Raw genomic sequence first — 17,303 nt, 5'->3', positions numbered from 1 at the left:
CTGCATCAGAAACTCCTCGAGACGAACAGCAGCAGGGTGCCGAGCAGGCCCAGCATGAACGCCGCGCCGAGGAATTGCGGAACGCGAAACACCCGCATCTTTGCCGTGGCGGTCTCGAACAGCGCGAGCAGGAAGCCGGCCAGCGCGAGCTTGATGATGTAGGCGCCGGCGCCGATCGCGTATGACAACGTACCGCTGCCGTACAGCGCGATCTGCCAGGGGAGGAACACGCAGGCGATCAACGAGACATACAGCAGCAGCTTGAGAAACGCGCCGAACTCGATCATCGCGAGATGGCGTCCCGAATATTCCAGGATCATCGCCTCATGCACCATGGTGAGTTCGAGATGCGTCGCCGGGTTGTCGACCGGAATGCGCGCGTTCTCCGCGATCGCCACCATGAACAGCGCGACCAGCGCCATCCCGAGCGACACTCGCAGTCCCACATAGGACGACGCCAGCAAGTGCGAGACGGTCGAGAGTTGCGTCGAACCGGCGACTAGCGCCAGGCAGAAAACGATCAGCAGCATCGCGGGCTCGGCAAGCGCCGCGATCATCACCTCGCGGCTGGACCCGATGCCGCCGAAACTGGTGCCGACGTCCATCCCAGCAAGCGCGAGGAAGAAGCGCGCACTTCCGAGCAGCGCGACGATGGCGATCAGATCCGCCGTCCAGTTGAACAACAGCCCGATCGCGAAGGTCGGCACCAGGGCGGCCGCGACCCAGATCGCGGCGAAGGTGATGTAAGGTGTTACGCGGAACAGCCATGAGGCGTTGTCGGCGAGCACCACTTCCTTGCGCATCAGGCGCAGCAGGTCGCGATAGGGCTGAAAGATGGAAGCCCCCTGGCGGCGTACCAGCCGGGCCTTGATCTTGCGCACGTAGCCGGTCAGGAGCGGGGCGAGCAGCAGCACGAGCAGCATCTGCACGCCTTGCACGATGATGTCCGAGATCACGACCATATCGCGAGCACCAGCAGCAGCGTGACGAGGGTGGCAAAGACCAGGCTGAGATATCGCCGGATGGTCAGGAACTGCAGGCGATTGAGCCGGCTGGACGAAAAGGCCACAGCATCCGCAATCGGCGCATAGATTCCGTTCCAGACCAGGTCATGCAGTTCGATTCTGAGCCGCGCCGGCCGGACATCGCCCGGGGCCGGCATCGCGACGTGATCGCGGGCGTGGAACACGAGTGTGCCGAATACGCGGCGGATCGGCTGGGCAAAGCTGACGCTGGAATATTGCGCGGCGGGCACTGCATCGGAGAAGCCGCATCCCCAAGCCGGTCCCCGTCGCAGCGCGCGGGAGGCGAAGCGATGGATAAAATAGACCGCCAGCGACGCGCTTGCCGTGATGAACACCATCACCAGCAATCCGTTGTACGAACTGCGGCCTTCCGCAATCGGCACGATCGAAAGCCAGGGTTGCGCGGCCTGGGCCGGCATGCGGCTGCCGAGGATCTCGTTCGCGACCGGCGCGAGCGCATCGATCACCAGCCCCGGCAGGATTCCCGCCAGCAGGCAAAGTACGGCAAGGATAAACATGGCCGTGAGCGAGAAGCGATCGACTTCATGTGCGGTTTCCGCCATCTTCCCGCGCGGCCGGCCGAGAAACGTCACGCCATAGGTCTTGACGAAACAGGCCGCAGCCAGTGCTGCAGCGAGCGCGAGCATCGCGCCGACTGCGGGCACCATGATCTTCAGCGCCCATTGCGGCAGGTCCGGACTTTGCAGCACGGCCTGGAAGATCAGCCACTCCGACACGAAGCCGTTGAACGGCGGCAGCGCCGAGATCGCGACGCAGCCGACGAGGACGACGAAGCTCGTGAACGGCATGCGGTGAATGAGGCCACCGAGCTTGTCCATGTCGCGCTCGCCCGTCGCGGTCAGCACGGCGCCGGCGCCGAAGAACAGCAGGCTCTTGAAGAAGGAGTGGTTGAGCGCGTGAAACAGCGCGGCCGTGAAGGCGAGCGCCGCCGCCGCCTTCAGTCCATTGGCCTGGAACGCCATGGCAAGGCCGAGGCTGGCGAACACGATGCCGATATTTTCGATGGTAGAGTAGGCCAGGAGGCGCTTCAGATCCTTCTCCATCATGGCGTAAAGGATGCCCATGACGGCGGTGATGCTGCCGAGGAACAGCACGACCACGCTGGCCGGCCAACTCGGCTGTCCCAGCAGATCGAACATGACGCGAATGAAGCCATAGATCGCGACCTTGGTCATGACGCCGCTCATCAGCGCCGACACGTGGCTCGGCGCCGCGGGATGGGCGAGCGGCAGCCAGACATGCAACGGCACCATGCCCGCCTTGGAACCGGCGCCGAGCAGCATCAGGATCAGCACCAGCGTCGCGGCATAGGGCGTGTGCTGTGCGGCGCGAATGGCCGCAAATCCGTATTCTCCCGCCGGCCCTGCCAGCAAGCCGAAGGCGAGCAGCAGCGTGAGTGTGCCGAAGCTTGCCATCACGAGATAGACGTAACCGGCCGTCGCGTTGCCCCGTTCGCGATGGTGCGCCATCACCAGCGCCCATGATGCCAGTGACATGAACTCCCAGCACAGCAGATAGGAGAAGGCGTCGTCCGCCAGCACCACGAGGTTCATGCCGGCGAGAAAGGCGGGGAAGAAGGGAAGCACGCGGTGCGGCGCAGGGTCATGATGGCCGTAGCCGAGGCCATAGAGACTTGCCGACGCTCCACCCAGATTGATGACGACGAGGAAGAACGAGGCCAGTGCGTCGAGACGGAAATGCGCGCCGAGCCATGGCAAACCGACCGGCAGGGTAAGGGTGGTGGCATCGGCGGCGCCGCCGAGCAGGAAGCGCAACGCGCCGATCAATGCAATCGCCGATACGGCCAGTGTCGCGCCGTAGATGACGGGGGTGGAGATTTTCGACCGGCTCAGAACGATCGCCAGCGCGGCCAACCCGAGCAGTCCGGCGATACAGACCATTTGCAGGGCGACGGCCGACATTATCTGCGCGCCCTCGCTCCGATCGATGTCTTGTTTTCCGGGCGATCTCCGGAACCGGCCCTGAGCCGCACGCCGCGTCCGCCGCCGTCGCTGTTTGCCCCGTCGTCGATCAATTCGATGCCGGCATCCTCGAGCGCGGTGATCAGCTTCACCAGCGAATCGACGTTGCCCCGAACCATCGTCTCACTCGCTTCCATCCGCTGAATGGTTGGCACCGAAAGCCCCGACAACTCCGCGAGCCGCCGCTGATCGATGCCGAGAAGCACCCTGGCAGCCCGCAATTGAGCCGCTGTGATCATCAGCCTGCCTCGCCAGCGACGCTCGGACCAATATGAAAGGTCATTCTTGCATCCTAAGTATTGATGCTAATATGTCAATAAGTGATATCTCAGATATCTATTCTGAGGGATGTGTCCGGGGATGATTCGTGCCCTGGACGCAAGCGGCGTGAGTGCTGCGAGCCGGGCCCATTCTACTTTGCATGGGGTTGTTTTCGCGATTTTGTGTCTAGGGCCCTGCGGTGTACCGCCGAAGGGTCTTTGCACTGCGTCCGGGACCCGAGATCGTTAGTGCTTCGCATTAGGCGAATCGATTCGACTCTAACCCATCCCGATCTAGTCCGTTGCCGCCGGCTTGGTCGCGAATTGCGGGAACATCGCGGCGACGACGGGCCCGTCGGTGCGCCAGGAATGGCAGCCGCCGACGAAGAACGGACGCTCGCCGGAGTTCTGCTGGTTCTCCAAGGTGTCGCGGCCTTCCGGCTTCTTGCCGTAGGACATGGTCTGGTACAGCGTGGTCACGGCGGGGCCGAGCAATTCCATCAGATGCGTGCAGGTTTCCAGCCGGCCGATCTTGCGCCGCACCGCTTCGCGCCAGCCCGGGCCGATGCGCTCGCCGATCAGGCGCTGCAGGATCGGCTCGACCTCGACGCAGGTCGGGTAGGGCGTCGCGCGCATCATCGTTTCCGCCTCGCGGATGGTCATGCCGTCGTCGATGGCGAGCCGCAGGCCGATATCGTGCACGGCATCGCCGGGCTTCAGTTCGCCGCGAAAACGATCGGCGCGCTGGGTGAAGGGCTTTGTGTCGCGCAGCCATGCCTCGACTTCCCAGAGCCCGTCGTCTCGCAAAAAACCTTCGCATTCGACCGATCGCGTATGCATCAGGCGACGCGATTTGTTGCTATTTTTCAGAGGCATTAGTCGTTTCCTGCATCGATGCGTCGCTTCAGCCGAATTTGACGATCATCTTGCCGAGCGCCGATCGCGACTGCATGGTCTTGAACGCCTCGCGGAAATTCTCGAACGGCACGACCTTGCCGACCACGGGCTGCAATTTGCCCGATGCCAGCCAGTCGAACAATTGCACCATCAGGCGCGCATGCGTCTCCGGCTCCTGCTTCTGGATCTGGGCAAGATCGACGCCGAGCAGCGCGCCGCCCTTCAAGAGCGGCAGGTTGAACGCCAGCGCCGGAATGGTACCCGAGGCGAATCCGACGACCAGATGCCGCCCGCGCCAGGCAATCGAGCGAAACGCCTGCAGCGCCACCTCGCCGCCGACGGGGTCGAAAATCACGTCCGGCCCGTGGCCGCCGGTCAATTCCTTCAGCGTGTCCCGCCAGTCCGCCCTGGTGTAGTCGATGGTCTGATCGGCGCCGAACCGCACCGCAAAGGCACGCTTCTCCGCGGTCGAAGCGGCAGCGATCACCCGCGCGCCCATCAATTTGCCGATTTGGACGGCGGCGATGCCGACGCCGCCGGCCGCGCCCAGCACCAACAATATCTCGCCTTCGCGTAGCGACGCACGGGCGTCCAGCGCGTAAAGCCCGGTCAGATAATTGGCCTGAAACGAGGCGCCGGCCTCGAAGGGAACCTGCGGCGGCAGGTGCTTGAGCGCCGCTGACGGTACCGAGATATATTCGGCGAGCGCGCCGGAACGCGTCATGCCGATCACCGGCATATCTGGCTTGAACGCGGCGACGTCATCGGCAACGGCGTCGACGACGCCGGCAAACTCCGTGCCCGGCACGAACGGCAGGGGATCCTTGGTCTGGTAAAGCCCTTGCACCTTCAATCCGTCGACGAAGCCGACCGCCGCGGCGCCGACCTTGACGCGGACTTCGCCTTTGGAAAGGCCGGGCGTATCGATCTCCTTGATCGAGATGCCATCGATCGAATCGTAGTTCTCGACAACCACGGCCTTCATGCAATTTCTTTCATGCGTTTTCTTCTTGGGCTCCAATGCATTACGCCGGCATCTTGAGACGTCTGCAAATTCTTCGGGTGAACTCTATTCGGCCGCTTCGGCCTGCTGGTCGATCGCAAGCGCGCCTTGCTTGATAAGCGGAATCAAGTCGCGGCCGATCGCCATCGTGTCGTGCGGATTTTCAAAACCGCGCAGCAGGAACGAATGAATCCCGAGCCGGTAATACTCCAGCACCGCCGCTGCGATCTGCTCCGGCGTTCCGACCAGACACGACGTATTGCCCGGCGCGCCGGTGGCGCGCGCGATCCCCATCCACAACCGTTCGTCATGGACGTCGCCGCGCGCGGCGTAGCCGAGCAGGCGTTCGGCAGAGCGGTTGGTCGGCTGCGGCGCGGCGCCGGTCTTGCGCTCGACGTCCGCCAGCAGGGCGTTGGCCTTGTCCCATGCCGCGCCTTCGTTGTCCGCCATGATCGGCCGCAGCGACATGTTGAAGCCGGCGCTACGCCCAAAGGCCGAGGCGCGCCGGCGGAAATCCTGCACCCGCTCCCGCGTCTCCTTGAGCGGCTCGCCGAAGACCGCGAACACGTCGCAATACTTCGCGCCCATTTCCAGAGCGCCTTCCGACGAACCGCCAAAGAACAGCGGCGGGCAGGGCTGCTGATACGGCTTGATATCGGAATAGCCGCCCTCGACCCGGTAGAACTCGCCGTGGTGGTCGATCGGGCTGTCGCTGGTCCAGAGCTTCCGCATCACGTCGAGATATTCGCCGGCGCGGCGGTAGCGGTCGTTCTTGGGCAGGAAGTCGCCTTCGCTGGCCTGGTCTGCGTCGCTGGTGCCGGCGATGATATGCAGCGCCATCCGCCCTTGCGTGAGCTGGTCGAAGGTTGCGACCTGCCGCGCGGCAAGCGCCGGCGCCACCGAGCCTGGCCGGTGCGCGATCAGGAACTTGATGCGCTCGGTGTGGTCGGCCGCGTAGAGTGCAATCGCAAAACCCTCGGCGGCGGAGGCGTAATAGCCGACAAGAACGGAATCGTAATTCCACTGCTCATGCAGCCGGGTGAAATCGACCACCCATTGCCGCGATATCTGTCCCTTGATCAGGTGAACCGCGACGCCCTCCTGTTGGGTGCCGATCATTCCGATGATTCTTGCGGGCATTGGCGTTTCCCCGATGCTTGATGTTTGACTGGAATGAAACGCACAACACCGAGGGAAAGCAAGCGTTTACAGCCGTTGTGTCACGCGCCGTGTTCACGGCTGGCATCCGCTGCCGCCATCGCTTCGCCATGCCGGCGTGACAGGGCCGAGGTAATATTGCGCTCGGTCAGGTCCATCAGGCGATGCATCGCGCGCCGCGCGCCATCGGGGTTGCGCGCCCATATCTCGTCGAGGATGGCGCGGTGATAAGGCAGGCTCTTGCGCGGCGCGCCCGGGTTCAGCGTCGAGAGATCGAACGACATCCGAAGCGCCGCTTCGACGGTGGCGCCGAAGGCGACCAGAAAGTCGTTGCCGGTCGCCGTCAGAATGCCGCGGTGGAACCGCAGGTCGGGTTCGGAATAGGCGCGGCTGTCCATGCCGGCGGCATCCATCTCGCGATAGGCCCGCTCGATGCGCGCGAGGTCGGCATCCGAACCGCGCTCGGCACAGATCGCACAGGCCTCCGGCTCGACGATCCGCCGCACCTGTGTGAGCTGCCGGGCGAATTCTTCGCTTGGGCGTTCCGCCCAGGTCCACTCCAAAAGCTCGGCGTCCAGCATGTTCCAGTTGATCCGCTCGCGCACGTGCGTGCCGGCCTTTTGCCGCGCGGCGATCAGGCCTTTCGCCTTCAGGACGGACAGCGATTCCCGGATCGAGGTGCGGCTGACGCCAAATTGCGAGGCGAGTTCGATCTCGCGCGGCAGCGTCCAGCCCTCGTGCCACGCGCCGGAGACGATGAGTTTTGCGATTTCACGCGCGACATGCGTGTTGGACTGGCGGAGTTCGACGTCCCTGGGCAAATCGTGACCCTCAAGCCTTGAAATAATATTGTCTGCTTTATTGCAGCGCGATGTCAATTGATACCGAAAAAACAGCCAAATTTGGAGAAGCCTCCTTTTGACAGCCTATTTTATGTCGGTCATATTGTCGAAAAAGACCGTCGGGGAGGGCGCCATGACCAAGAAGAATTCAAGCCATAAATCCGCAGGCTTCAGCCGCCGAACGCTGCTCCAGGCCGGCGCCGCCACAGTCGGCGCGGCGGCGTTTCCGATGCCGGTCATTGCGCAGGCAAAGCCGTTTGCCGGCGTCACGCTGCGTGGCGCGTCCTTCCAGCACCGCTTCTTCACCCTGCTGCAGAACTACATCCCGGAGTTCGAGGCGCAGACCGGCATGAAGGTCGATCTGCAGCTCTCGGCGTTTCCGGTCTACAACCAGCAGGCCAATCTCGAACTGTCGTCGGGCGGTTCGGCGTTCGACTTCGTCAACGTCACCTTCATTCTCGCCGCGCGCTGGGTCGCGGCGGGACTGCTCGCCAATCTCGATGAGTTCACCGGCGATCCCAACCTGACACCCGCGGAATGGAAGCCGAAGGATTTCGTCGAAGGCGCGCAGGTGCCTTACCGCGACGCCAAGGGCGCCACCTATGGCTATTCATGGGAAGGCGGCGCCATGGTGATGGGCCTCTCCCGCATGGACCTGATGGAGAAGAAGGGGCTGAAGATTCCAAAGACCTTCGCCGAGTTGCAGGAGGTCTGCGCCGCGATCAACGGCACCGACGGCGTCACCGGCCTCGTCAGCTTCCAGCTCCATCACTGGTGCTTGCCGCCCTACATCCAGGGCTTTGGCGGCAATATCTTCCGCAATCCGCCTACCGACATCATGCCGGCGCTGAACTCGCCGGAAGCGATCCAGGCGATCGAGTTCTACGCGAATCTGTTGAAGAACTGCGCGCCGAAGGGCGTGCTGACCTATACCGAGGATCAGGCGCGGCAGGCGCTGCTGACCGGCCGCTCCAACATCTTCATTCATTCCAGCGCGTGGATCACGCCGATCCTCATGTCCGGTGATAGCAAGGTGAAAGACACATCGCGCGTCGTGCGAATGCCGGCCGGCCCGGTGCGCGATTTCCCGGCCGCCAACAGCCAGGGGCTCGGCATTCCCAAGAACGCCAAGAACAAGAAGGCGGCCTGGGAATTCATCAAATGGGCGCTCAGCCCGGAAATCTCGATGCGGCTGGTCAAGGAGCACGGCCATTCCTCGGTCTGCCGCAGATCTGTGATCGAGAGCGAGGAATATCGCAAGCTGAACACGGTCAACGGCCAGGACCTCGGCGCGCTCTATCTCGAGGTGCTGGGGCTGCCCGCCAAGGGCGAGAACTACATGGCCTATCGCACCGTCAAGGAATTCCCGATCGTCGGCGATGTCCTCAACAAGGCGTTCGAGCAGGTGGCGACCGGGCAGCTTGCCGCGCCGGCTGCGATGAACGCCGCGCAGGAACAGGCGGTCGCCAATATGCGCCGGGCCGGGACCGCGCTTTGAGTAGAAAAGGACTGGTCGAGCGCCGCCGCTTCAACCGCCTCGCGCTAGCGCCGAGCCTGATCGTGTTGTTTGTGATCGCGGGTCTGCCCGCGATCTATCTGGTCGTGACCAGCCTGACGCCGTTTCAACTGGTCAATCCCGGCTCGTCGACCGATTTCAACGCGCCCTTGCGCAACTATCGCCTGCTGCCTGATGATCCGCGCTTCGTCAATTCGCTGTGGGTGCAGGCCAAGCTGTCGTTCTGGGGCGTGCTGTTCCAGGTCCTGCTCGGCATGCTGCTGGCGCTCCTGCTGCACACACAGTCGCGCGTCGTGGAATTCGCCCGCACCTTCTTCCTGATCCCGATGGTGCTGCCGCCGATCGTCGTGGCGATCATCTGGAAGCTGATCTATACGCCGGACATCAGCCCGCTCTACTACGCCGCTGGCCTGCTCAACATCGCGATGCCGTCGCTGACCTCCAGCGTCGATTTTGCCCTGACCGCGATCATCATCGCCGACACCTGGGAATGGCTGCCCTTCACCTTCTTGATGGTGCTGGCCGCGCTGCAGACCATTCCGGACGAGTTTTCCGAAGCGGCGCTGGTCGACGGCGCCAACCGGCTGCAGATCTTCTTCTACATCACGCTGCCCTTTATCACGCCGATCCTGGTGATCTCGGGCATGTTTCGCCTGATCGACAGCGTCAAGGCGTTTCCGCTGGTGTTTCTGCTGACCGGTGGCGGGCCAGGCAGCGTCACCGAGGTGACGAACTATTACGCCTATTTGCTGGCCTTCGATTTCAACGAGATCGGCTATTCCAGCGCAGTCACGATCGTGATGCTGCTGCTCGTCGTTGCCGTCAGCCTTGGCGTGGTGTGGATGGGCCGCCGCCGCGAGGCCATGGCATGAGTGGGCCTATCCGCCGTTCGGCCAGCGTCCGCCGGCTCGTCGCGATCGGCGTGACGCTGATCGCGCTGCTGTCGCCGTTCCTCTGGCTGCTGCAGATGAGTTTCAAATCCAACGACCTGATCCTGCAGTTTCCGCCGCCTTTGATCTTCACGCCGACCCTGCAGAACTACGCCTCGCTCTGGCAGGGCGCGTTCCCGGCATCCTTCGTCAACAGCCTGATGAGCGCCTCGTTCTCCACCGCGCTGGCGCTCATTCTCGGCGTGCCCGCGGCCTACGCACTGTCGCGCTGGGCGGGGCACGGCAAGCATGCCCTGAGCTTTGCCATCCTGGTGACGCGGATGGCGCCGCCGATCGCGTTCACGATTCCGTTCTTCCTGTTCTACCGCTGGATCGGGCTGCTCGACACCGTCACCGGACTGGTGCTGGTCTACACCAGCTTCAACCTGCCGCTGGTTATCTGGATGATGCAGCCGTTCTTCGAGACCGTTCCGTCATCGCTGGAAGAGGCGGCGCTGGTCGATGGCGCATCGACCCGCATCGTGTTTCTCGAAATCGTGCTGCCGATGGTCACACCCGGCATCGCCGCAACCGCGATCCTCTGCTTTCTCTATGCCTGGAACGACTTCTTCTTCGCGCTGATCCTGACGCGGAGCAATGCGCGCACCGCGCCGGTTGCCGTCGTCAACTTCATGAACTATGAGGGCTGGGAGTGGGGCAAGATCGCCGCCGGCGGATCGCTGGTGATGGCGCCGGTCCTGATTTTTTCTCTCGCCGTGCGCCGCTATCTGGTGAGCGGGCTGACGGCGGGCGCCGTGAAAGGGTGAGAGCGATGCAGCTTCCGACCGGCGCTTCGCGGTTCGTCTTTATCTTCGCCCATCCGGCCGGGCATGTCGGCGCGCCCCGCCATTACACGCCTTACTTCCACGGCAACGGGCTCGACTGGCACATGGTGCCGCTCGACATTGCGCCGGAGCATCTGGCCGGGACGATCTGCACGCTGGCGAAATCGCCAAGCGTCACCGGCTTCAACCTCACCATGCCGCACAAGCCCGCCGCATTCGAACTGTGCGATGCGGTCGGACCTGCCGCCCAATTCGAGGGCGTAGTCAACACCATCCGGATCGAGGCCGGCGGGCGGTTGGTCGGTGAGTCCTTCGATGGCGGTGGCTTCCTCAATGCTGCCCGCGAAGCCGGCGTCTTCAATCCCGAGCGCCGCTGTGTCGTCATCGGCGCAGGTGGGGCAGGGCGCGCGATCTGCCACGCCCTTGCGGCGGCGGGTTTGAAGCGGCTGCGAATCCTCAACGAGACGCCGGGGCCGGTTGAAACGCTGGCGGCAAAACTCCGAACCCATTTCACCGGCCTCGACATCAGCCTCGAGGAACGGTTCGACGACGCCGGCCTCGTCGTCAACGCAACCTCGCTCGGGCTGCACGCAACGGACGTTCTGCCGATGGATCCGGCGAAGCTGCCGACCGATTGCGCGGTCTTCGATATCATCGCCGCACGCCGGACCGAATTCGCGCAGGCTGCCGCCTCGCGTGGCCTCAAGGTGGTTGATGGCGTTGCCATGATCAAACACCAGTTACCGTTGCAGACTGCGTTCTGGCGCGGTGGGGCTTGAACATGGAGACCTTTGCAATCCGCAGCGACAGGGTCTCGGCGACCATCAAGTCCGATGGCGCCGAGCTGTGCTCCCTGAAAAATGCCGATGGGCTGGAACTGCTTTGGCAGGCCGGCCAGCAATGGCCGCGCCATGCCCCGGTGCTGTTTCCGATCGTCGGCCGCCTGAAGAACGACCAGCTGCACCATCGCGGCAAGGCCTATCCGATAACGCAGCATGGTTTTGCACGCGACCACCGGTTTAGCTGTCTGCAACATGAGCCGGCGTTCTGCCAACTCGTCCTTTACGACGACCCGGAAACCCTGTCCCGCTATCCGTTCCCGTTTCGGTTGGAAATCGCCTACACGGCGAAGGGCGCCGATCTGGAAGTGGCGCTGCAAATCACCAACATGGGCGACGAAAATATGCCGGCCTCGATCGGCGCCCATCCGGCGTTCAACTGGCCGCTGCTGCCTGAACTGACCAAGGATGACTACCGCCTCGCTTTCTCCGACAACGAGATCGCGCCCGTCCGGCGCCTGAAGGACGGGCTGATGCGGGCCAGGCCCGAACCCACGCCGATTCAAGGCAAGACGCTGGCGTTGTCCGAGCAGCTGTTCGACGACGACGCGGTCATTCTGGACAAGCTCGCCAGCCGTTCGGTTCGCTATGCCGCTGGTCGCGGGCCGTCGATCGAAATGGCCTGGGACGGATTTGTCGAACTCGGAATTTGGTCAAAACCAGGTGGCGCACCGTTCCTCTGTATCGAGCCCTGGCACGGCTATGCCAGCCCGGCCGAGTTCGACGGCGAATTCGCCGAAAAGCCCGGAGTGATGCATATCGCGCCGGCCGAAACGCGAAGCCTCAGCTATCGCATCCGGGTCGGCTGACCGGCGGATCCTGCCGGAATGGCCTTGCTTCCGCTTGTTCCGGCTGTAATTGATACCGCTGAACGACGTCCTGACCTATATCCAGAAGAAGAGATCGATGAGCCAACTGATTGTCCGCGCCGGTGAATTCACCTTCGAGGCCCGTTTCGAGGAGCAACTGGCGCCAAAAACGGTGGCGGCGTTTCGCAAGGCGATGCCGTTCGAGAGCCAGGCCATTCATGTGCGCTGGAGCGGCGAGGGTGTCTGGATGCCGCTCGGCGATCTCGATTTCGGCGTCTCCTACGAGAACCACACCAGCTATCCCGCGCCCGGCCAGATCATCCTTTATCCCGGCGGTATCAGCGAAACCGAAATCCTGCTGGCCTATGGCGGCGTGCACTTTGCGAGCAAGATGGGCCAGCTCGCCGGCAACCACTTCATCACTCTGACCTCGGGGTTGGAGAACCTGACCGCGTTCGGCAAGACCGTGCTGTGGAAGGGCGCGCAGAAGATCCGCTTCGAGGAGATATGAGCGTGGCCGCGCCCGCCTACCCGCGCGACTTCCGCGGTTACGGGCGCAACCCGCCCGATCCCAAGTGGCCCGGCAACGCGCGGGTCGCGGTGCAGTTCGTGGTGAATTTCGAGGAAGGCGGCGAGAACAATATTCTCGACGGCGATCGCGCCTCGGAGGCGTTCCTGTCCGACGTGCTGGGCGCGCAGCCCTGGCCCGGCCAGCGCCACGCCAATATCGAATCGATGTTCGAATATGGCTCACGCGCCGGCTTCTGGCGGCTGTGGCGGATGTTCACCGAACGCAATGTGCCGACGACCGTGTTCGGCGTCGCGATGGCGTTGAAGCGAAATCCTGATGTGGTCGCCGCCATGAAGGAGGCCGGCTGGGATATCGCCAGCCACAGCCTGCGATGGATCGAACACAAGGACATGTCGGAGTCCGAAGAGCGCGCCGAGATCGCGGCGGCGATCCGCATCCACACCGCAGCGACCGGCGCACCCCCGCTCGGCTGGTACACCGGACGCTCCTCGATCAATACGCTCAGGCTTTTGATGGAAGCCGGCGGTCTGCTTTATCTCTGCGACTCCTACGCCGACGACCTGCCATACTGGATCAGGGCGCGTGGTTCGAAGCCACATCTGGTCATTCCCTACACGCTCGACGCCAACGACATGCGTTTTGTGAATGCGCAGGGCTTTGGCGGCGGGGATGAATTCTACACCTATCTCAAGGACAGCTTTGACGTCCTTTACAGGGAAGGTGAAACGGCGCCGAAGATGATGTCGGTCGGCCTGCATTGCCGGGTCGTCGGCCGCCCCGGCCGGGCGGCGGCGCTGATGCGCTTCCTCGATTATATCGGGCAGCATGAGCGGGTCTGGGTGCCGACCCGGCTCGAGATCGCGCAACACTGGCACGCCAATCTGGTGCACCTCGCCGACAACGCATTCGATATCGGATAGGCCATGCCCGGCGATGAAATCGTAAGCCGGATCAATCAGCTCGGAGCGATTTCCGAGACGGGCGAACATCTGGCTCGGATATTCCTTTCGCCCGAGCATCGCATCGCCGCCGATCTCCTGATGTCGTGGATGAAAGAGGCCGGAATGGCCGCGCATCTCGACGCCATCGGCAATGTCTGCGGCCGCTATGAAGGCGACCGTCCGGGGTTGCCGTGCCTGATGCTGGGCTCGCACTACGACACCGTGCGCGACGCCGGCAAATGGGACGGCCCGCTCGGCGTGATCACGGCGATTGCCTGCGTCGCCGATCTGAACCGGCGTGGCGTGCGGTTGCCGTTCGCGATCGAGGTCGTCGGTTTCGCCGACGAGGAGGGCGTGCGCTTTGCCTCCACCTTGCTCGGCAGCCGGGCGGTCGCCGGAACTTTTGATGAAAGCGTGCTCAATGCGCGCGATGCGAACGGCCTCACCATGCGCGAGGCGATGGTGCAGTTTGGGCTCGATCCGGAGCATATCGGCGCGGCGGCGCGCCCCCGCCGCGAGCTGCATGCCTATGTCGAACTGCATATCGAGCAGGGGCCGGTGCTGGAACAACAGAACCTTCCCGTCGGTGTGGTCACGGCAATATCAGGTGCCACGCGGCTGGCGGCGAACTTCTCCGGCATGGCAGGCCACGCCGGCACGGTGCCGATGGGGCTGCGGCGCGATGCGCTGGCAGGCGCCGCCGAATGCATCATCGCGGTCGAGGAATTTTGCAAGACGGACGGTGCAGGACTGGTCGGCACGGTCGGCGCCATCACCGCGCTGCCGGGTGCGACCAACGTCATTCCAGGAAGGGTCTCGTTTACGCTGGACATTCGCGCGCCGACGGACGCCCACCGCAAGCTCGCCGTCGCCGAGATCGTGCGGCGGATCGAGGCCATCGCGAAACGGCGCGAACTCGCGCTGCAGATCGACGTCACCCACGAAAGCCGCACCGTGCCCTGCGCGCCATGGCTGAAAACGCAGGTGGCGGAGGCCGTTGCGGCCGAAGCCTATCCCGTGTTCGAACTGCCGAGCGGGGCAGGGCATGACGGCATGGCGATGATTGATATCGCCGATGTCGCCATGCTGTTCGTACGCTGCCGCGGCGGCATCAGCCATAACCCGGCCGAGCATGTCGAGCTCGCCGACGTCGACGCCGGCGCGCGGGTGCTGCTGCGGCTGATCGAGAATTTTAGGCCAAGGGATGCGGGTAGCTCCGTCTGATCGTAGGGATGGGTACACACCGTCCATTTGTGACAGTGAGATGACATCATGATTCATCTGACAGAAAGACGAATCTATGATGTCTGGGGTAACTACTGATACCCCATCACCACCGAACCTCGCTCCTCCAAGCACATGAATCGTCACATTCCATTTTCACCACACCGCGAATACCGATTTTACCAGGGTCTGGTTGCCACCGGTGTCGCCAACGGTATTCAGGCCTTGAATTTTCTCGGTGATCGGTTCCTGAGAAAATCTCACGCATCGGCCGGGATCGAAGAGCTGTACAGGCACTCGGTCAACAGTGCCTTTTCTCCGAACGAGGCCTTTCTGGTCACGGGGGCACCGCACGCCTCCGCCTATTATCCCCGGGACTTTGCCTGGTTTTATCCTGATGTTCTCGATCCCGAGACCATCATGGATTCCGAGGATGCCGTCCGCCGGGTTCGATTGCTCGAAAAAAGCGTTCGCCTGCTGCTGGAGGCCGTTCGCTCCGATGTCATCACGACGACCATCGTTCCCGCCGGAGGCGACCGGTACATCGGCGTCAATTACTTCTCGCAGCCCTCGGATACGCTATTGGGCATTCTCGCAGGCCTGGAACAGATCATGCGGGCGGACCAAAGGGCATCTCCATTTTTGGCGATGGCGCAGGGCGCGCACGCCGGTCGCTTGTTGCTTGCCGAGTATCGCGAGGACCTGAAGAGCGCGATATTTCAGCTCGCCCGCGCGCTGCAGCCGTCCGATGACAACGGCCTCACGGCCTTGCTGTGTGACGTGACCGCACCGCGTTCCGCGGCCACCGATACCCGCGCCGAGCGCAGGCGTTTCGTCACCAACGCATGCCTCTACGCGACTTTTGTGCGCGGCATACGATTAGGGGTGATCGACCGGATCGAGCTGGAGGGGCTGCTCGGGCGGGAGCTCTCGCAATACAAGAGCGAGTTGCTCGGTTTGTTCGGCCGGTATGGCCATATCAGGCATTCTTTGGATTCCGATAACGAGCCCCCGGCGTCCTCCATCGCGCTGGATTTCGTCAATGTGCATCAGGGATTTTGGGATCTGAGCGATGAAGGCGAACGCGCGCTGTTCGCGGCCACGACGGATCTGATACTCGGCGAGCCCCGGTTTCGAGTCCCGGATACATTTCACTTCCTGGTATCGGCAGATAATCCGCAGAACAAGATGATCCACAGGATTGCGGCTCCGGCCTACCAAGGGCGTTCCTGCTGGCCGACGTTCAATGTCGAATTCGCCGATCGCATGCTGGACCACGATGAATGTTCCGGCACCGAAAAATACAGATCCTGCGCGCAAGATATCTTGAGCGACATTCGTACCGCGACGGAAACGCACGGCGGATATCAGGAACTGCTGTCGGAGAAGGGCCTCAAGTACCGCACATGGGCCTATCAGGGAGCCGTCGCCCACTCCTGGTTTCCCCGTTTCCTTTCTGTCTGGCGAAGAGCATTTGGCACCCGGCTGCTGGATTGGAATTAGCTCGTAGCAATCATCAGGAACCAAGCGGATCTTCGACCCGCGGAGAATCTCGCTGGACGACGGTCTTGTGCGTAGCGACGGCCCTTCGGCGACGCTGCGAGCGCGCGGGTGGTGCTGCGGCTGATCGAGAATTTCCAGCCTCGGCTGCCCAGTTGGTGAGCAGATGCACGTCCGGAAAGCGCCGGACGGAGAACGTGCTGCCACCGCGTTGATACTCAACGAATTGAAAGAACAATCGATTCCGTGGCCGTTGGCCGTCTGCCGCCATTGTACACAATGGCACGCGCCTTGCTTTACCTATCTCGGGAGTTCTCTCGTTCGGGGCGCGTACGTCATGGCGAACTCAGCAAAGCTCAGAGCGGAGCCGGGGCCGATCGAGCTCGACTGGGCGGCGACCGCGCTTCTCATCATCGACATGCAGCGCGATTTCATGGAGCCGGGCGGTTTTGGCGAGACGCTCGGCAACGACGTCAGCCAGCTTGCCCGGGCAGTGAAGCCGATCGCCTCCGTGCTGAAGGCTGCGCGCGAAGCCGGCATGTTGGTCATTCACACCCGCGAGGGCCATCTGCCCGATCTCTCCGACGCGCCGCCGGCCAAGGTCGAGCGCGGCGCGCCGTCGTTGCGCATCGGCGATCCCGGGCCGATGGGGCGCATTCTCATTCGCGGCGAGGCCGGCCAGGACATCATTCCCGAATTGTATCCGCTCGACAGCGAGATCGTGATCGACAAGCCGGGGAAGGGCGCGTTCTACGCTACCGAACTCGGCGACGTGCTGCAGCGCTACGGTATCGAGAATTTGCTGGTCTGCGGCGTCACCACCGAGGTCTGCGTCAACACCACCGTGCGCGAAGCCAACGACCGCGGCTATCGCTGCGTGGTGCTGGCAGATGGCTGCGCGTCCTATTTTCCCGAGTTTCACGAGATGGGCCTGAAGATGATCAAGGCCCAGGGCGGCATTTTTGGCTGGGTCTCGGACTCGGCCGCGGTGCTGGAAGCGCTTTCACCGGAGATTCCAAGAACGGCAGCAGCGAGGTGAT

The 17,303-nt window shown here is 63.1% G+C and carries 17 protein-coding genes; 10 read left to right on the top strand and 7 right to left on the bottom strand.

Going from position 1 to position 17,303, the window contains the following annotated elements; translation table 11 throughout:
• Positions 1-5: 5 nt before the first annotated feature.
• The 7 genes from V1283_RS24120 to V1283_RS24090 form a co-directional block, all read right to left on the bottom strand.
• On the bottom strand, positions 6-962 hold the full coding sequence (locus tag V1283_RS24120; protein ID WP_334388990.1) for a respiratory chain complex I subunit 1 family protein: 957 nt from the start codon (positions 960-962) through the stop codon (positions 6-8).
• On the bottom strand, positions 953-2,968 hold the full coding sequence (gene hyfB / locus V1283_RS24115) for a hydrogenase 4 subunit B (protein ID WP_334388989.1): 2,016 nt from the start codon (positions 2,966-2,968) through the stop codon (positions 953-955). Before hyfB ends, V1283_RS24120 begins: the two co-directional genes overlap by 10 nt.
• Entirely contained in the window at positions 2,968-3,267 is a 300-nt protein-coding gene (locus V1283_RS24110; RefSeq protein WP_334388988.1) for a helix-turn-helix domain-containing protein, read from the bottom strand. The genes hyfB and V1283_RS24110 overlap by 1 nt, the downstream gene beginning before the upstream one ends.
• A 315-nt stretch (positions 3,268-3,582) precedes the next feature.
• The gene (locus tag V1283_RS24105) at positions 3,583-4,164 is read right to left on the bottom strand and encodes a DUF2889 domain-containing protein (RefSeq protein WP_334388987.1); all 582 of its coding nucleotides are present in this window, start codon (positions 4,162-4,164) and stop codon (positions 3,583-3,585) included.
• Positions 4,165-4,192: 28 nt separating this feature from the next.
• Positions 4,193-5,170: an NADPH:quinone oxidoreductase family protein gene (locus tag V1283_RS24100; protein ID WP_334388986.1), complete on the bottom strand. Its 978-nt coding sequence runs from the start codon at positions 5,168-5,170 to the stop codon at positions 4,193-4,195.
• 84 nt (positions 5,171-5,254) lie between these two features.
• Positions 5,255-6,328 carry an LLM class flavin-dependent oxidoreductase gene (locus V1283_RS24095; RefSeq protein ID WP_334388984.1) on the bottom strand — a complete coding sequence of 358 codons (1,074 nt, stop codon included), beginning with the start codon at positions 6,326-6,328 and terminating at the stop codon, positions 5,255-5,257.
• An 80-nt stretch (positions 6,329-6,408) separates the two neighbouring features.
• On the bottom strand, positions 6,409-7,167 hold the full coding sequence (locus V1283_RS24090) for a FadR/GntR family transcriptional regulator (protein ID WP_334388983.1): 759 nt from the start codon (positions 7,165-7,167) through the stop codon (positions 6,409-6,411).
• Positions 7,168-7,321: 154 nt separating this feature from the next.
• Between V1283_RS24090 and V1283_RS24085 the strand changes: the two genes are divergently transcribed.
• The 10 genes from V1283_RS24085 (at position 7,322) to V1283_RS24040 (ending at position 17,302) form a co-directional block, all read left to right on the top strand.
• Entirely contained in the window at positions 7,322-8,686 is a 1,365-nt protein-coding gene (locus tag V1283_RS24085) for an ABC transporter substrate-binding protein (protein WP_334388982.1), read from the top strand.
• Positions 8,683-9,576 carry a carbohydrate ABC transporter permease gene (locus V1283_RS24080; protein ID WP_334388980.1) on the top strand — a complete coding sequence of 298 codons (894 nt, stop codon included), beginning with the start codon at positions 8,683-8,685 and terminating at the stop codon, positions 9,574-9,576. The genes V1283_RS24085 and V1283_RS24080 overlap by 4 nt, the downstream gene beginning before the upstream one ends.
• Positions 9,573-10,400 carry a carbohydrate ABC transporter permease gene (locus tag V1283_RS24075; protein ID WP_334388979.1) on the top strand — a complete coding sequence of 276 codons (828 nt, stop codon included), beginning with the start codon at positions 9,573-9,575 and terminating at the stop codon, positions 10,398-10,400. The genes V1283_RS24080 and V1283_RS24075 overlap by 4 nt, the downstream gene beginning before the upstream one ends.
• Positions 10,401-10,405: 5 nt before the next feature.
• Positions 10,406-11,197 (top strand): shikimate dehydrogenase family protein, encoded by a 792-nt coding sequence (locus V1283_RS24070; protein ID WP_334388978.1) that lies wholly within the window; start codon positions 10,406-10,408, stop codon positions 11,195-11,197.
• A complete protein-coding gene (locus V1283_RS24065; RefSeq protein ID WP_442895776.1) occupies positions 11,194-12,066 on the top strand; it encodes an aldose 1-epimerase family protein in 873 nt (290 codons plus the stop codon). The genes V1283_RS24070 and V1283_RS24065 overlap by 4 nt, the downstream gene beginning before the upstream one ends.
• A 97-nt stretch (positions 12,067-12,163) precedes the next feature.
• Positions 12,164-12,577 carry a DUF3830 family protein gene (locus V1283_RS24060; protein WP_334388975.1) on the top strand — a complete coding sequence of 138 codons (414 nt, stop codon included), beginning with the start codon at positions 12,164-12,166 and terminating at the stop codon, positions 12,575-12,577.
• A gap of 2 nt (positions 12,578-12,579) precedes the next feature.
• Positions 12,580-13,518: an allantoinase PuuE gene (puuE, locus tag V1283_RS24055; protein WP_334388974.1), complete on the top strand. Its 939-nt coding sequence runs from the start codon at positions 12,580-12,582 to the stop codon at positions 13,516-13,518.
• Between the two features lie 3 nt (positions 13,519-13,521).
• The gene (locus V1283_RS24050; RefSeq protein WP_334388973.1) at positions 13,522-14,763 is read left to right on the top strand and encodes an allantoate amidohydrolase; all 1,242 of its coding nucleotides are present in this window, start codon (positions 13,522-13,524) and stop codon (positions 14,761-14,763) included.
• Between the two features lie 135 nt (positions 14,764-14,898).
• Positions 14,899-16,266: a hypothetical protein gene (locus tag V1283_RS24045; RefSeq protein ID WP_334388972.1), complete on the top strand. Its 1,368-nt coding sequence runs from the start codon at positions 14,899-14,901 to the stop codon at positions 16,264-16,266.
• Positions 16,267-16,600: 334 nt separating this feature from the next.
• The gene (locus V1283_RS24040; protein ID WP_334388971.1) at positions 16,601-17,302 is read left to right on the top strand and encodes a cysteine hydrolase family protein; all 702 of its coding nucleotides are present in this window, start codon (positions 16,601-16,603) and stop codon (positions 17,300-17,302) included.
• Position 17,303: the final 1 nt, after the last annotated feature.

Origin of the sequence: Bradyrhizobium sp. AZCC 2262, from assembly GCF_036924535.1 — a bacterium.
Classification (GTDB): Bacteria; Pseudomonadota; Alphaproteobacteria; order Rhizobiales; family Xanthobacteraceae; genus Bradyrhizobium.
Note: the sequence above shows the minus strand (reverse complement) of the source record. Positions and strands in the feature narration are given on the sequence as shown.

What these genes read in the sequence shown, in the direction of transcription:
- V1283_RS24120 (WP_334388990.1), bottom strand. Translation starts at nt 962, where the DNA reads ATGGTCGTGATCTCGGACATCATCGTGCAAGGCGTGCAGATGCTGCTC.
- hyfB (WP_334388989.1), bottom strand. Translation starts at nt 2,968, where the DNA reads ATGTCGGCCGTCGCCCTGCAAATGGTCTGTATCGCCGGACTGCTCGGG.
- V1283_RS24110 (WP_334388988.1), bottom strand. Translation starts at nt 3,267, where the DNA reads ATGATCACAGCGGCTCAATTGCGGGCTGCCAGGGTGCTTCTCGGCATC.
- V1283_RS24105 (WP_334388987.1), bottom strand. Translation starts at nt 4,164, where the DNA reads ATGCCTCTGAAAAATAGCAACAAATCGCGTCGCCTGATGCATACGCGA.
- V1283_RS24100 (WP_334388986.1), bottom strand. Translation starts at nt 5,170, where the DNA reads ATGAAGGCCGTGGTTGTCGAGAACTACGATTCGATCGATGGCATCTCG.
- V1283_RS24095 (WP_334388984.1), bottom strand. Translation starts at nt 6,328, where the DNA reads ATGCCCGCAAGAATCATCGGAATGATCGGCACCCAACAGGAGGGCGTC.
- V1283_RS24085 (WP_334388982.1), top strand. Translation starts at nt 7,322, where the DNA reads ATGACCAAGAAGAATTCAAGCCATAAATCCGCAGGCTTCAGCCGCCGA.
- V1283_RS24075 (WP_334388979.1), top strand. Translation starts at nt 9,573, where the DNA reads ATGAGTGGGCCTATCCGCCGTTCGGCCAGCGTCCGCCGGCTCGTCGCG.
- V1283_RS24070 (WP_334388978.1), top strand. Translation starts at nt 10,406, where the DNA reads ATGCAGCTTCCGACCGGCGCTTCGCGGTTCGTCTTTATCTTCGCCCAT.
- V1283_RS24060 (WP_334388975.1), top strand. Translation starts at nt 12,164, where the DNA reads ATGAGCCAACTGATTGTCCGCGCCGGTGAATTCACCTTCGAGGCCCGT.
- V1283_RS24050 (WP_334388973.1), top strand. Translation starts at nt 13,522, where the DNA reads ATGCCCGGCGATGAAATCGTAAGCCGGATCAATCAGCTCGGAGCGATT.
- V1283_RS24045 (WP_334388972.1), top strand. Translation starts at nt 14,899, where the DNA reads ATGAATCGTCACATTCCATTTTCACCACACCGCGAATACCGATTTTAC.
- V1283_RS24040 (WP_334388971.1), top strand. Translation starts at nt 16,601, where the DNA reads ATGGCGAACTCAGCAAAGCTCAGAGCGGAGCCGGGGCCGATCGAGCTC.